A 14,351-nucleotide genomic window follows, 5' to 3' on the forward strand; every position below is an offset into this window, starting at 1 on the left:
GGCCCAGACCTTCCCCTGCCCATAAGCAGGACTGCTTCAGAAGCCTGCTGCTTCATCCCGCAGCGGCTTTTGAAACAGTCTTTCCCGAAAGGAGTTTGCCTTCGTGACTTACGCATCCTCACAGTATCAGAAACAGTCCGGAAGCTACCTTTCTTCCCGGGAAGTCGAAGTCATGGCGTTCCGGCACGTCAATGCGCTGCTGACGCAGGCTTCCGATCACGAGGCAAAGGTTGCCGCTCTGGCGGCCAATCTGAAGCTCTGGAGCCTGCTGTCCCTGAGCGTCGAGCGGGTCGACTGCCCTCTGCCGCCTGTTCTGCGCGACGATCTGATCAAGGTCGGATCCTGGGCAATGCGTTATTCCAATTCCGCCTTCAACGCGCCGAAGGATCTGCAGCCGCTCATCGACATCAACAACGACATGATCGAAGGCCTGGCCGCAGCACCGGCGCCTCAGACCGTGGCACCCGCCATGGCCGGTGCCTATTCCACGGCCCCCACGAGATCCTCGCTGGAACTCGTTGGCTGAAATCCGGCAGGACTGTCTGGTCCTGCCATTTTCGGTTCTGATATGCTGTTTCAGGGCGCCGGCTCAGCCAGGCGCCCTTTTTCGTGCCCTGTTCGCGACAGGAGTGCGAGGCATTTTATGCCCCGCACTTTTCCGTAACCTCAGGGAGTGACGGCAATCCGGTTATCCGAACGGTCGATATCCGGGATGACGTGATCGGGGTCCAACGTGATGGCCTTGAGCCCGTCATGCACCGGAAGCGAGACAACGATGTCGCTGCCCTGACGCCAGGCTTCTGTCGGAATGCGGATTTCCTCGGATTTGCCATCCGCATACTCCGCCCGCAGCAGAACGGGAAGCGGAAGCGCACCGTAATTGCGGACCTGCACGGTCGCAGGCTTTCCGGCATCGTGATGGATATCGCCCAGCGCATAGTCGGGAGCGGCATTGGTGAAGTACCAGCCACGCCAGAACCAGCCCAGATCCTCACCGGCTTCGCTGCTCATCAGGCGGAAGAAGTCCGACGGGGACGGATGCTTGAATGACCATTCGGAAATATAGCGCCGGAAAGCCGCGTCGAACCGGACCGGGCCGAAGATCTGTTCACGCAACAGCTTCAAGCCATAGGCGCCTTTGAAATAGGTCACGCTGTGGCGGTATTTTTCGGACACGCTGTCTGCGGCCGTCATGAGCACGGGGGCATCCGGATCGGTCAGAACCGGGACAATGTCCTGCGCGGGGTTGCCGGTCTTGGGCGCGAATTCGGAATCACGCTTGGGGGCAAACTCGCCATTGTTGAAATGGTCGGACGCATAGACGTCGATGAACGTGTTGAAGCCTTCGTCCATGAAGGCGTTGCGACGCTCATCCGTGCCAACGATCATCGGGAACCAGCCATGGCCCAGTTCATGCGTCGTAATCCAGAACAGCTCCGGATCACGGTCGCTCATGCCGTCAAAAACAATGCCTGGATATTCCATGCCCGCGCCATGACCGCCCAGATTGACGGCGTTCGGCCAGGGATATTCGAACCACTGCGACGAGAAATACTCGATGGCGTGTTTGACGTAATCCGTTGAACGGTCCCAGCCATGCGGCCCGATCCCTTCACGCGGATAAACCGACATCGCAAGCCGGGGCACGGGATGATAGTTCGCCCAGGGCACGATCGGCGGCAGGTTGATCCGCGCGGCATCCCAGACGAACGCCGGGGAGGCCGCGAATGCCACGTCGCGCGTGTTGCGCATGGCGTAATGCCAGGTGACTTCGCCGCTCTGCTTCAGATGGCTTTTGGGGTCGGTAATATCATCGAGCGTACGGATCATGACACGCGCATCGCTCTGCGCGGCCTGTGCCAGACGGTTGCGCTCGACGGGGGTCAGGACCTGTTCGGGATTGAGCAGCGCACCGGAGCCCACAAGCGTGTAGTTCCACGGCACGGTGACGCTGTAATCGAAGCTGCCATATTCGAGGAAGAACTCCTGCCCCAGATAGGGCAGCGTGTTCCAGCCGCGGCGGTCATCATAAACGCTCAGGCGCGGATACCACTGCGCGACTTCATAGATATCGCCTTCGCGTGTCGGCGTAACAGCCGTGCGGCCACCCCACGGACCGGGCAATGTGTAGTGCCAGTCGATCTTCACGAAGGCCACGCCATGCGGGTCGATCGTACGGGGAAGCGTGAGCTGCATCCGGGTGTCGGAAATCAGGGGCGTGACGTCCACTTCGCGGCCGCCCTGCACGACCGAGACATGCTCGATCACCATGCCGTCGGTGTGGTTGCCGGCCAGATTGTGACTGGTGGCGACTGCACCGATCGCAGAGCGGGTATCGGCGCGGTAGATGTTCTGGTCGAGCTGGAGCCACAGAACGTCCAGCGCCTCGGGGCTGTTGTTGCTATAGGTCACGGTTTCGGAGCCGTGCAGGACATGGGCCTGTGTGTCGATCCGCGAATGGATGACGTAGTCCGTGCGGTTCTGCCAGTACTGCGGCCCCGGAAGACCCGACCCCGAACGATAGGCGTTCGGAGCATCGGGGAGGGTCAGGGGGGCGAAGACGGCTGCCGGATCGGCGAGGGTCTTCGCGGTAACGGTCTCGGGCAGCAGGGCAGCGGGAACGAGCACGCCTCCCAGCAGAGGAAGCAGAAAAAGGCGCACAGACATCCGGGGCGGACCCTCCGTTTCGGTGGTTCGATGTTACCCCGTTATAATATCGTCAAGCGCTCCCAGATAGGATGCCAGGTCAACTTTCAGGGGCATCAGATAGGCATTGTCGTTTTTCTCGCGAATGATGGTCAGCATCCGGCGCGCAAAAACGATATTGCCCTCCAGCGTTCCATCGTAGTCACGCGGGAAGACCACATGGTTAACGCGCTCCCAGTAACGGCGGGATTTATCGCCCAGAACGGGGGAAATGCCCCAGAACACCGTGTCGTCCCGCAGCCAGTCCATGCAGTATTCGAGCATCGGAATATCGAACAGCGGCTGCGTGAAGAACCCGCAGGCCCCGGCGTCGCGCTTGCGGGCGATGTCCTCGAGTTCCTGATACGGGGCGCGGCGATAGGGGTCGAATACCGCATAGACCTTCCAATCGCTTCCGGCCGGCGGAGGATCGCCAGCGACGACGAGGATGGAGGTCAGTTCCGGACGGTCCGCGCCCGGCAGCGGTGCGCCCGGCGCGATATCGACGGCGCGGATATGCGGGATGACCTCGAACGGCGCCTGCTTGGTGACCAGCGAAGCGGCGTCGTAGCTGCGCAGATCAAAACGCATCAGATCCGGAACGTTCAGCGTGCGGACCTGCGGCAGAACGTCGCGGACGGTCTGCACATCCGTCAGCAGGGCCTCGGGGGAGCGCGGAACCAGTTCGACTGAAACGCGGGTCATGAAGACGCGTCCGCGACGGCCTGCGTTGCACGGGCGGCCTGAAGCGTGTTGTGCAGCAGGCAGGCGATCGTCATCGGACCCACACCGCCCGGAACCGGCGTGATGTGACCAGCGATCGGGAACGCCTCATCGAACGCCACGTCGCCGACCAGACGGGTCTTGCCGTTTTCGGCCGGGACCCGGGTGATGCCGACATCGATTACGGTCGCGCCCGGCTTGATCCAGTCGCCGCGGACCAGACCGCTCTTGCCCGTCGCCACGACCAGGATGTCCGCTTCCCGGGCAAGTTCCTTCGTGTTGCGCGTATGAATATGCGCGACCGTGACCGTGCAGTTCTCCTTGAGCAGAAGCTGTGCCATCGGCTTGCCCACAAGGTTGGACGCGCCGATCACCACAGCGTGCATGCCGGTCATATCCTTGTGCACGGACTGGAGCAGCATCAGGCAGCCCAGCGGCGTGCAGGGCACGATCCCGTCGATCCCGAGCGACAGGCGTCCGGCATTGACTTCGCCCAGACCGTCCACGTCCTTGTGCGGGGCAATGGCATTCGTCACCGCGACCGGGTCGATCTGGGCGGGGAGCGGAAGCTGCACCAGAATGCCGTGGATTTTCGGGTTGGCGTTGAGCTGGGCGATCAGGTCCAGCAACTCATCCTGCGACGTGCTTTGCGGGAGCATGTGCATGAAGGAGCGCATGCCCACACGATGGGTCTGGATCGCCTTGTTCTTCACATAGACTTCAGAGGCCGGGTCATTGCCCACCAGAACGACGGCAAGGCCCGGAATGGTATTGCCCTGCTCGACGAACTTTGCCACTTCGCGGCCCACCTGATCGGTCAGGGCGCGGGCAATGCCCTTGCCGTCAATGATCTTCGCCGGTTCGGAAGGCTTCTCAGGGGACAACATGCTCATGGGCACTCCGGATGACAACTGGCAGTCATTTCAGTTACGCTGACGAACAGGCCGTGACGGCCGCAGGAACTGAGGATGGTCTCGTGACCGACGAAATACGCAAGAACTTCGCCAGTGACAATGTTTCCCCCGCCTGCCCCGCCGTGATGGAGGCCCTGATGCGCGCCAATGAAGGCAGCGTCGGATCCTATGGCGACGATATCCTCAGCCGATCCCTCAATGCGCGGTTCGGCGAGGTCTTCGAGGCAGAAGTCGCGGTTTTCCCCGTCGTGACGGGGACTGCGGCCAACAGTCTGGCGCTCTCCGCGCTCGTGGCGCCCTATGGCGCGGTGCTGTGCGACCAGAGCGCGCATATCAGCAATGACGAAGGCGGGGCGCCGGAATTCTTCATGCATGGCGCCAAGCTCGTCACTCTGCCTTCCGCCGATGGCCGGATGAGCCCTGACGCCCTGCGGACGGGTCTGCGGGCCAATGCGCAGGGCGGGATTCTCAAGCCCCCCATCCAGGCGCTGTCCCTGACGCAGGCCACCGAATGGGGCACGGTCTATGCCCTGAAAGATCTGGCAGCGCTGTGCGGCATCGCCCATGAGCAGGACCTGCCCGTCCATCTGGATGGCTCGCGGCTGAGCAATGCCATCGCCCATCTGGGCTGCACACCGGCCGAAGCGACATGGAAAGCCGGGGTGGATGTTCTGTCGTTCGGCGGCACGAAATGCGGGGCGCTGGCGGCGGAAGCGGTCGTGTTCTTCGTCAATGAGCGCACGCGCCCGGCGCTGAAGGATTTCGAACGGCGCATCAAGCGCAGCGGGCATCTGTGGTCCAAGGCGCGGTTCCTGAGCGCGCAGCTTCTGGCCCTGCTGGAAGACGGGCTGTGGCTGAAGAACAGCGCGCATGCCAATGCCATGGCGCAGCGGATCGTCGAGGGTCTGCGCCGTCATGCCGGAGCGCAGCTTCCGTTCGAGACGCAGGGCAACGAGGTCTTCGTCATCCTGCCGGACCTTCTCGTCAAAGACCTGGAAGCCGCGGGCTACGCCTTCTATCGCTGGCCGACGCCCGAGGGTGTGTCGGGCACGCTCATCCGTCTTGTGCCGAGCTTTTACACCCGGGAGCAGGACGTTAACGCACTGCTTGCAGAGATTGCCGCCTGAATGATCAGCCTGTTCGACCTGTTCAAGATCGGTATCGGTCCGTCTTCTTCGCACACTGTCGGCCCCATGCGCGCGGCCGCACGTTTCGCGGACACCCTGCCCCATGCGGCGGATGTGTCGCGTCTGCGCGTCACGCTTTACGGCTCGCTAGCCTGGACGGCGCGGGGACATGCGACGGACCGGGCCGTCATTCTCGGGCTGGCAGGAGAAAAACCCGACACGATGGACCCGATGCTGGCGGACAGCATCGTGACCTCCGTGAACCAGACGCATCTGATCCCGTTCAGGGGGCATCCCACCCCGTTCGATCCGGAAACAGACATCGTCCTCGATACGAAGACCATCCCGCCGGTTCATCCCAACACGCTCCAGTTCGAGGCATTCGATGCCGAAGACCGTCTGCTGGCCTGCGCGCGGTTCTGTTCGGTGGGGGGCGGGTTCATCGTCCCCGAACAGGCGACCGAAACCGCGACCTATGCCCAGCCCGACATACCGTATGACTTCACCAGCGGCGCGGAACTCCTGACCCGCACGCAGGAAACGGGGCTCGATATCGCGGGTGTGGTTCTGGCCAATGAGAGCGTGCTACGGCCGCGCGCCGAGGTCGAGGCGTATCTGGACCGGATCGTCTGCGTGATGATGGACTGCGTGGACGCCGGGCTGCACCGTTCCGGCACGCTGCCGGGGCGGCTGAACGTGCGCCGGCGGGCTGCTGCGCTGTACGAACGGCTTCAGGAACAGAGCCGCAGCAACCAGCCCACCGCGCACGGGATCATGGACTGGATCAGCCTGTTCGCCATCGCCGTGAATGAAGAAAACGCTGCTGGCGGGCGCGTCGTTACGGCACCGACCAACGGTGCTGCGGGCGTGATCCCGGCCGTGCTGCGCTATTACCGCGAGTTCTGCCCCGAATATTCGCTCGACGGGCAGCGCCGGTTCCTGCTGACAGCCGCAGCCATTGGCGGGCTGTTCAAGCTGAATGCGTCGATTTCAGGCGCGGAAGTTGGCTGTCAGGGTGAAGTCGGCGTTGCATCTTCAATGGCCGCTGCCGGACTTGCTGCGGCTTTGGGTGCCACGCCGCTTCAGGTGGAAAACGCGGCCGAGATCGGGATGGAGCACCATCTGGGCATGACCTGCGACCCAGTGGCGGGGCTGGTGCAGATTCCGTGCATTGAGCGCAATGCCTTCGGCGCGATCAAGGCCGTCAACGCGGCATCCCTCGCCATGCACGGGGATGGCGCGCATCACGTCTCGCTCGATCAGGTCATTCGCACGATGGCCGAGACGGGCCGCGATATGAACCACCGCTACAAGGAAACGTCCCTCGGCGGTCTGGCGGTCAATTTCCCCGAATGCTGAGGGCGCTCAGGCTGCGATCATGAACTGCGCGATGGCATCGGCCGCACGCTGGGACGCCCCCAGAAGCGGCTCGCCAAAGGTTTCACGAAACAGCTTTTCCTGCGCCGGGCGATAGAACGAATGACGCTCCTGTGCGCGGGCGATGGCCGGCATGAGATCGTCGAGATCCTCCACCACGTCCCCGAGCGTCCAGTGCAGGAAATACGGATCATCCCGCCAGGGCAGTTTGCGCGGGTTCAGAAAGACGCAGGGACGCGGGATGCCCAGAAACTCGTACACCTGGCTGCTGACATCGCCGATATAGAGCGCGGCCTGGGACGTGTAGGTCATGTCCAGCATGGCGGACGACCCCGTATCGACCATCACTTCCGGACTACGCTGGCGTTTGAGTTGACGCTCGCGGATGCCGAAGCCTCTATGAAAGGTCTTGATATGGGGGGCAACGACGAGATTGTAATCGCTCTGGCCATGCTCGCTCTGGGCCTTGAAGCCCCGGATCAGCGGTATCATCCAGCCTGAAGCGGATGTCAGTTTGCGCTGGTAGTGCGGATTGTACAGCGCGAACGGCCGTCCATTGGCGAACGAGATCGTCTTTTCCCGCTGCACCGCCTCGAACACGTCGAATTTCGGATAACCGACAACCCGCGTGGTCTCCGGACGCAGCAGGCCCTTGTCCTGAAAGTAGCTCTCCACTTTCGGACCGGGCACGAGCGTCAGATCGAACTCGCGCACCAGATGCTCGTCATTGACGTAGCGGTCCCCGGCGCCATGCATGAGCAGGATGAGCTTCGGACCGGCAAGCCCCATCTCCTTCAGGACACCGCCGGTGTATTCGGTGGCCACTACCGCATCATACTGGTTCAGCTCGGCAATGTTCTCGCGCAGCACCACGAGGCGCTCCTGATCGAGCCGTCTTGCGCGCTTCAGTAGGCGGGCCTTGAGGGATTTGGGAAAAGCCTTCAGCGGCAGGGCTGGTACGTCCAGCGCCTGGCGGATGCGGGAGAGATGCTCCACCGTTTCCGGAAAGCTGTAATACTCCACCACGTCATGCCCCGGAATTGCAGCAAGGGCGCTGGCGACCGAGGCCGTGTGGTAGCACTGATATGGTTCAGCGATGTAGATGAAGGCGATTTTCATGACTGATGAGATGCGTCCTGCCTGAAAAAACAGGCTGAAACCTGCATTTTTTCGTGGTGTGGCCTTCAGGAGAAAACGGATCGCTGCCAGATCCCGTGTGCAGGAACCCTGGCAACGAGATGTGTAATAATTTCTTCATAATCCCTGACCGCCCTCTGTCAAGAAACATCCGCCTCCTGCGACATTCCCCTTCGGCATGGCCACGCAGCATGGACAGTTTCGGGGCTTTGTGGTCAGTAAGGCCCGCATGTCCGGCGAGCGCTCCGTTTTCAGATCCATTTTCCGAAACGTCAGTGTGCTCACCCTCGGCCGCATCGCCAATGCGCTGTGCAGCTTCATCTATATCGCCCTGGCTGTCCGGGCGCTGGGACTGTCCGATTTCGGGCTGCTGATCCTGATCCATTCGCTGGCCTCGACCAGTTCGGTCCTGTCGCGGATGCAGTCCTGGCAGACGCTGATCCGTTTCGGCAGCGAGAGCTTCGGCAATGGCGATACGGACCTTCTGCACCGGGTGATCCATTTCTGCATCCGCCTCGACACGATTTCGGCGGCCTGCGCCATCGTATTCGGTCTGGTGGGCGTACAGATCTACGGGCACACCGCGCACTGGTCCGCGCATGTGCGGTTTCTGGCCGACCTGTACATGTTCGTCAGCCCGCTGATGTATTCCGGATGGGCAAACGGCATCCTCAGAATGGCGGGGAAATTCCATCTCGTCCCGATCATCGACAGCTGTGCGGCCCTTGCGAAGACGTTCGGCGTCCTGCTGGGCTATGTGCTGCACCTCAAGCTCGGATATTTCCTGTTCATCTGGGCGATGACGATCGTCATCGATTACGGCTTCTACATCCATTACGCGCTGGATATCCTGCACCGGAAATTCCAGTTCCGGTATTTCCGGGCCTTCCGGCACTGGCGCTGGCAGCTTCCGGGCATGTGGCAGTTCACGCGCGCCGCCAGCGTCAACCAGACGCTGGGCAACATCTCGGGCCATGTGGCGACGCTGCTGGTCGGTAACGGGCTGGGACCGGCCGAGGCCGCCGTCTTCCGCGTCTGCCGCCAGATCGCCGACGGGATTGTCACACCCGCGCAGCTTATCTCGCCCGTGCTCTATCCCGAGCTGGTCCGGATGCGGGACCGGCAGGACTGGCGTGGGCTCAAGCGCGTGACGTGGAAGATGTTCGGCGTTCTGAGCGGGCTTTCAGTCGCGCTTCTGCTGCTCTCGGCGTTCTTTGGCTCGACGATTTTCCGCTTCCTGCTGCATGTCCATGTGCATCACACGTCGCTTTATATTTCCATCATGCTGCTGGCGGCAGTGTTCAGTCTGCTGGTCATTCCGCTGGAACCGCTGCTGATCGTGGTTGGGCATGTGAAGTTCCTCATGACCAACCGCACGGCCATCATGGCGGTCTATTTCCCCGCGCTTTACGTCCTGACCCGGCATTTCGGGCTGGCGGGCGCCTGTCTGTCGACGGCGGCATGTAATGCAACGATCCTGCTCTCACAGATGCTGGGCGTGTGGTTCTTCTATGACCGGATTGGCAAAGCGGAGCGCTAAGCCCGGATCAGTGCAGGAGACGTGTTGCGTGAGAAGAGTGATGGAACACGAGATATCCCGTCGCTGCGGCTTCTATGAAAACAAGCTCCAGAACGAGCAGGACCTTTTTGCGGGTTGAAAGCGCCCTGAAGCGGGTCTTGATTTTCGCATCATCTCCGGTCGCGGCCCATGCAATCGCACCGAGCCAGCCGGCGACCGTCCAGCCCACAGTCAGATTGATCACGAAAGCTTCGCGCCAGCGGACCTTCCGGATGCAGAGCGCCACCACTGTCGGCAGAAAAATCAATGTCAGCATCACGGTCGTACCGACCACAACACCGACGACCGTAGCCAGATCCATTGCGTGACATCCCATTCCATCCGGAACGATGAACATATTCCGGATTCGATATGGAATACAGGCATGAAAAAAGGCGGGAAGATCTGACCCTTCCCGCCCTTCAGGCCGCTGCCCGGACGCCTGACTTACTGGCCGTCGTCGGTGCTGTCGTCGTCTGAACCGTTCGGGGAGACAGCGACGAAGAGCTGCTGTCCGTCACGCAGGATCCGCAGGAGCGGCGGCTGCTTGCGGCCCAGCGCCTCGTGCACCTGCGCGACCACGGCCTTGGGCGACGGCGTGACGTGGTTGCCGACCGCCACGATAATGTCGCCCGGACGAATGCCGGACTGATCGGCCGGGGAACCCTGCACGACATCAGCCACAACCGCGCCCTGCACGCTGTCATCAAGACCCAGTTCCTGACGGGCCCGCGGTGTCAGCGATGCCAGGGACACACCCAGCTTGCCTGCACCGGACTGTGCGCTGTCGGTTGCATCGCCCGAGGAATGATCCTGGGCGGACAAGTTACCGACCGTGAAGTTCACCGTCATCGGCTTGCTGTCACGCAGCAGTCCGAGCGTCGCGGGCGTGCCCGGCGCGATGGAGACGACCTTCACTGCCAGATCGTGCCCGTTCTTGATCGGCTTGCCGTTCAGCGTGGTGACGACGTCGCCGCTCTTGATGCCGGCCTTCTCGGCCGGGCTGCCCTTGGAGACGGAAGCCACCAGCGTGCCACGCGGCGGAGCACCGGGTTCCGGGGACTGGAGGTTCAGGGCCTGCGCCATGGTCGGCGAGATGTCCTGCCCCTCGATGCCCAGATAGCCGCGCGTGACATGGCCGGTCTTTTCAAGCTGGCTCACGACGGATTTCACGGTGTCGGACGGGATGGCAAAACCAATACCGATCGAGCCACCACCATTGGGCGAGATGATCATGGAGTTGATGCCCACGACCTTGCCGTCCTGCGTGAACAGAGGGCCACCCGAGTTGCCGTGATTGATCGGCGCATCGACCTGGATGAAGTCGTTATAGGCGCCAGAATGCAGGTCACGACCCAGAGCCGAGACGATACCCGCCGTCACCGTGCCGCCCAGACCGTAAGGATTACCCACGGCGATGACCCACTCACCCGGCTGGACCTCATCGGAATCGCCCAGTTCGATGAACGGGAGCTTGCCGGTCGGCTTGACGCGTAGCAGGGCAACGTCCGTCTTCGGGTCGCGACCGATGATCTTGGCTGGCAGCGTCGTGCCGTCATCGAGCGTGACCGTCACCTTGGTCGCGCCGTTCACAACGTGGTTGTTGGTCACGACATAGCCGTCAGACGAGATGATGAACCCCGAGCCGCGGGCCTCGACCGTGCGGTTGGGCTGCTGCTGCGGCATCATCTGGAACGGAAAGGGGAACGGGAACGGCATGCCGCCGCCCTGCCCGCCGCCACCGCCCGGGCCGTTTTCCTCTTCATCGGCCACATCCGCCTTGATGTGAGACGTGATGGACACGACGGCCGGCTTCACCTGTTTGACGAGATTGACGAAATTGGGAAGCGTCTGAACGCCCGTCTGCGGCTTGATGGCTCCGCTGGCGGCTGTCGTGGCACCGGCCTGGGGGGCGGCCGAAGGCGTGTCCGCGAAAGCGAACGGCGCCGAAACCAGCATGGTGGTGGCAGCAAGGGCGGAGAGGGACGCGCGAAAACGTGAGGTCATGTCAATCCCGACTGGTTACGAAAACATCATGGCTATAGCGTTGAACTATGGACCCCGTTCCCGTTCCGCAAGCTGACCGGCGTGTGAAACATCCGTAAGTTCATGACGGACTATGAATTCAGCCCTCTGAAACACGGGTTCCAGCTGGAATACGCAGCCTGCGGAAAAACGCTTTCAGCATCTCCGACGCCTCGCGCTCGCACACGCCACCGATCACTTCGGGACGGTGCAGGCAGGACGGACGCTCGAAAATGCGCGGCCCATGCTCCACGCCGCCGCCCTTGGGATCATAGGCCCCGAACACGACCCGCCCGATCCGGAAATGCACGATCGCAGCCGCACACATCGGACAGGGCTCCAGCGTCACGACCAGTGTGCAGTCCGTCAGACGCGGGCTTTTCAGCCGCGTGGCAGCCTCACGCATGGCCAGAAGCTCGGCATGGGCGGAGGCATCATGCGCGCCTTCCACATGATTACGCGCAACGGCCAGAACATTCCCGTCGGGGCCAAGCACGACCGCGCCCACCGGTACTTCTCCGCACGACGCCGCCTCGCGCGCGGCCTGCAACGCGATCTGCATGGCCGGGCCGATATCCGTCTGAATCCTTGTCTCACCCTGAATCATGATGCGATGATGCGGCGCATGACCCTTCCCCGTCCATCCCCTTCACATCGTGCCCCGCTGATCGGCCTGACGCTGGATCATGAACCCGGTGGCGTGGGGCAGTTTTCGCGCTATCCGTTCCATGCGCTGCGGGAAAATTACCTGACGGCCGTGAGCGATGCGGGCGGGATGCCGGTCTGTCTGGGCTATGACTGCGATGCCGAAGCCCTGATGGCGCGGCTGGACGGGCTGATCGTCACGGGTGGGGCGTTCGACGTCGATCCGGCGCTGTATGGTGAACCGTCACACCCGATGACCAGCCCACGCCCGACCCGGACAGCCGCCGAACTGGCCCTGCTCCGGGCGGCGCTGGTGCAGGGCAAGCCGGTTCTGGGCATCTGCGGCGGGATGCAGCTTCTGGCCGTGGAAGCTGGTGGCACGCTGATCCAGCATCTGCCGGAAGAGTTGCAACACGAACAACCCAACCCGCGCCACGAACCCGGCCATGACGTCGAGATCGTTCCCCGCACGAAACTTGCGCAGATCGTGGGAACGGACCGCATGGCGGTGAACTCCTCGCATCATCAGGCCGTGCGCGACCCCGGAGCGGCCAGAATCTGCGCCCGCGCGCCGGATGGAACGATCGAGGCCATCGAGCTTGAAGGCCCCGGTTTTGCCATCGGCGTACAGTGGCACCCTGAATTCTCCCTCGACCCCGGCGACCGTCGCCTGTATGCGGCGCTTGTGGAGACTGCACGATGACCGACGACAACACCGAAAACACCGCCCCCGACATGGAAACCTCCGGCCCGAAAGGCGAGCGCATCGCCAAGGCGCTGGCCCGCGCCGGCGTGGCCAGCCGCCGCGATATCGAACGCATGATCGAGGACGGCCGCATCAAGCTGGGCGGACAGATCGTCACGCATCCGGCGACGTTCGTGCAGCCGGGCGACATCGTGCTGGTGGACGGCAAGCCTGTGGACTCCCCCGAGCGCACGCGCCTGTGGCGGTATCACAAGCCCGACGGCCTGATGACGACGCACAAGGACCCGCAGGGCCGCCAGACCGTGTTCGACACGCTGCCCGAGGGCATGCCGCGCGTCATCAGCGTCGGGCGTCTGGACATCAATTCCGAAGGCCTGCTGCTGCTGACCAATGACGGTGAGCTGGCCCGCCGCCTTGAGCTTCCGGGCAATTCCTGGGTCCGCCGTTACCGCGTGCGCGTCTTTGGCGTTGTGGACGAGAAGCGTCTGGCCTCGCTGATCGATGGATTTGAGTACGAAGGCGTGCGCTATGGGTCCATCGAAGCCGCGCTGGACTCCACGAAGGGCGACAATTCCTGGCTGACGGTCAGCCTGCGCGAAGGCAAGAACCGCGAGATCCGGCGCGTCATGGAAGGCCTGAACCTGCATGTCAGCCGCCTGATCCGCCTGTCCTATGGCCCGTTCCAGCTTGGCTCACTCAAGGCGCGCGAGCTTGAGGAAGTGCCGGGCAAGACACTGCGCGAACAGGTGCCGGATCTTCCCGCGCCGAAGCGTCACCGGACGCGCTGATCCATGCGGATTGTTGGAGGAGACAACAAGGGCCGCGCCCTGACCGCGCCGTCCGGAACCAGCACGCGCCCCACATCGGACCGCACGCGACAGGCGATTTTCGACATGCTCGCCCATGCGCCCTGGTACGGGCAGGACGAGCTGGAACAGGCCCTTGTGCTGGACTGCTACGCCGGAACGGGCGCGCTGGGGCTTGAGGCCCTGTCTCGCGGGGCACAGAAGGCCGCGTTCATCGAACGCGACAGGAACGCGCTTTCGGCCCTGCGCGCCAATCTGGACATCTGCAAGGCCCGTGACCGCTCCCGTGTCCTGAGTTGCAGTGTCACACATCCGCCCAAGGCCACGGAGCCTTACACGCTGGTTTTTCTGGACCCGCCCTATGGCAAGGGGCTCGTCGAGTCGGGGCTGCGGGCGCTAGCGCGGACCGGCTGGCTGGCGGAAGGTGCGCTGGTCGTGGCCGAGACGGGGGCCACGGAAGAATTCACGCCCATCGTGCCACCTTCCGAACACTTTATGCCCACATTGACGCCAGAAATCCTCTGCGAGCGTCGTTTCGGCGCCGCGAAGGTGACGATCTGGAGGCATTCCTCCACTTTTCCTTAATTTTCCCTCTGTATTCAGTACCCTGTCGGCTATAGTTCAGAGTGAATTTTACAAGCCGCTAAT

Annotated in this window: 14 protein-coding genes; 7 read left to right on the top strand and 7 right to left on the bottom strand. The window is 62.7% G+C overall.

Annotation, left to right across the window (positions count from 1 at the left end; translation table 11 throughout):
• Positions 1-103 precede the first annotated feature (103 nt).
• Positions 104-526 (top strand): flagellar biosynthesis regulator FlaF, encoded by a 423-nt coding sequence (locus tag GLS_RS04385; protein ID WP_041111370.1) that lies wholly within the window; start codon positions 104-106, stop codon positions 524-526.
• A gap of 140 nt (positions 527-666) precedes the next feature.
• On the opposite strand, the gene GLS_RS04390 is transcribed toward GLS_RS04385, so the two are convergent.
• From GLS_RS04390 to folD, 3 genes are read right to left on the bottom strand one after another with little or no spacing between them, the layout of a single operon-like run.
• Positions 667-2,667 carry a M1 family metallopeptidase gene (locus GLS_RS04390; protein ID WP_041111371.1) on the bottom strand — a complete coding sequence of 667 codons (2,001 nt, stop codon included), beginning with the start codon at positions 2,665-2,667 and terminating at the stop codon, positions 667-669.
• Between the two features lie 33 nt (positions 2,668-2,700).
• Positions 2,701-3,390: a methylenetetrahydrofolate reductase gene (locus tag GLS_RS04395; RefSeq protein ID WP_041111372.1), complete on the bottom strand. Its 690-nt coding sequence runs from the start codon at positions 3,388-3,390 to the stop codon at positions 2,701-2,703.
• Positions 3,387-4,301: a bifunctional methylenetetrahydrofolate dehydrogenase/methenyltetrahydrofolate cyclohydrolase FolD gene (gene folD, locus GLS_RS04400; RefSeq protein ID WP_052327462.1), complete on the bottom strand. Its 915-nt coding sequence runs from the start codon at positions 4,299-4,301 to the stop codon at positions 3,387-3,389. The genes GLS_RS04395 and folD overlap by 4 nt, the downstream gene beginning before the upstream one ends.
• A gap of 83 nt (positions 4,302-4,384) precedes the next feature.
• On the opposite strand from folD, the gene GLS_RS04405 reads away from it, so the two are divergent.
• Positions 4,385-5,449 carry a threonine aldolase family protein gene (locus GLS_RS04405; protein ID WP_041112654.1) on the top strand — a complete coding sequence of 355 codons (1,065 nt, stop codon included), beginning with the start codon at positions 4,385-4,387 and terminating at the stop codon, positions 5,447-5,449.
• The gene (locus tag GLS_RS04410; RefSeq protein ID WP_041111373.1) at positions 5,450-6,808 is read left to right on the top strand and encodes an L-serine ammonia-lyase; all 1,359 of its coding nucleotides are present in this window, start codon (positions 5,450-5,452) and stop codon (positions 6,806-6,808) included.
• A 6-nt stretch (positions 6,809-6,814) separates the two neighbouring features.
• On the opposite strand, the gene GLS_RS04415 is transcribed toward GLS_RS04410, so the two are convergent.
• The gene (locus tag GLS_RS04415; protein WP_041111374.1) at positions 6,815-7,945 is read right to left on the bottom strand and encodes a CDP-glycerol glycerophosphotransferase family protein; all 1,131 of its coding nucleotides are present in this window, start codon (positions 7,943-7,945) and stop codon (positions 6,815-6,817) included.
• Between the two features lie 196 nt (positions 7,946-8,141).
• Here GLS_RS04415 and GLS_RS04420 point away from each other — a divergent pair, with 196 nt between their 5' ends.
• Positions 8,142-9,503, top strand: coding sequence for a lipopolysaccharide biosynthesis protein (locus tag GLS_RS04420; protein WP_226986636.1), 1,362 nt, complete (start codon positions 8,142-8,144; stop codon positions 9,501-9,503).
• A 7-nt stretch (positions 9,504-9,510) separates the two neighbouring features.
• Here the strand turns inward: GLS_RS04420 and GLS_RS04425 are convergent, their stop codons facing one another.
• The 3 genes from GLS_RS04425 to GLS_RS04435 all read right to left on the bottom strand — a co-directional run bounded on the left by GLS_RS04425 (position 9,511) and on the right by GLS_RS04435 (position 12,153).
• A complete protein-coding gene (locus tag GLS_RS04425) occupies positions 9,511-9,879 on the bottom strand; it encodes a superinfection immunity protein (protein WP_041111375.1) in 369 nt (122 codons plus the stop codon).
• Between the two features lie 89 nt (positions 9,880-9,968).
• Positions 9,969-11,528 carry a Do family serine endopeptidase gene (locus tag GLS_RS04430; RefSeq protein WP_041111376.1) on the bottom strand — a complete coding sequence of 520 codons (1,560 nt, stop codon included), beginning with the start codon at positions 11,526-11,528 and terminating at the stop codon, positions 9,969-9,971.
• A gap of 118 nt (positions 11,529-11,646) precedes the next feature.
• A complete protein-coding gene (locus GLS_RS04435) occupies positions 11,647-12,153 on the bottom strand; it encodes a nucleoside deaminase (RefSeq protein ID WP_041111377.1) in 507 nt (168 codons plus the stop codon).
• A 6-nt stretch (positions 12,154-12,159) separates the two neighbouring features.
• Between GLS_RS04435 and GLS_RS04440 the strand changes: the two genes are divergently transcribed.
• The 3 genes from GLS_RS04440 to rsmD are packed head-to-tail and all read left to right on the top strand — an operon-like array spanning position 12,160 to position 14,288.
• Positions 12,160-12,894: a gamma-glutamyl-gamma-aminobutyrate hydrolase family protein gene (locus tag GLS_RS04440; protein WP_041111378.1), complete on the top strand. Its 735-nt coding sequence runs from the start codon at positions 12,160-12,162 to the stop codon at positions 12,892-12,894.
• Positions 12,891-13,685: a pseudouridine synthase gene (locus tag GLS_RS04445; RefSeq protein WP_011252371.1), complete on the top strand. Its 795-nt coding sequence runs from the start codon at positions 12,891-12,893 to the stop codon at positions 13,683-13,685. Before GLS_RS04440 ends, GLS_RS04445 begins: the two co-directional genes overlap by 4 nt.
• Before the next feature lie 3 nt (positions 13,686-13,688).
• Positions 13,689-14,288 (top strand): 16S rRNA (guanine(966)-N(2))-methyltransferase RsmD, encoded by a 600-nt coding sequence (rsmD, locus tag GLS_RS04450; protein ID WP_041111379.1) that lies wholly within the window; start codon positions 13,689-13,691, stop codon positions 14,286-14,288.
• Positions 14,289-14,351: the final 63 nt, after the last annotated feature.

Source organism: Gluconobacter oxydans DSM 3504 (assembly GCF_000583855.1).
GTDB lineage: Bacteria > Pseudomonadota > Alphaproteobacteria > Acetobacterales > Acetobacteraceae > Gluconobacter > Gluconobacter oxydans.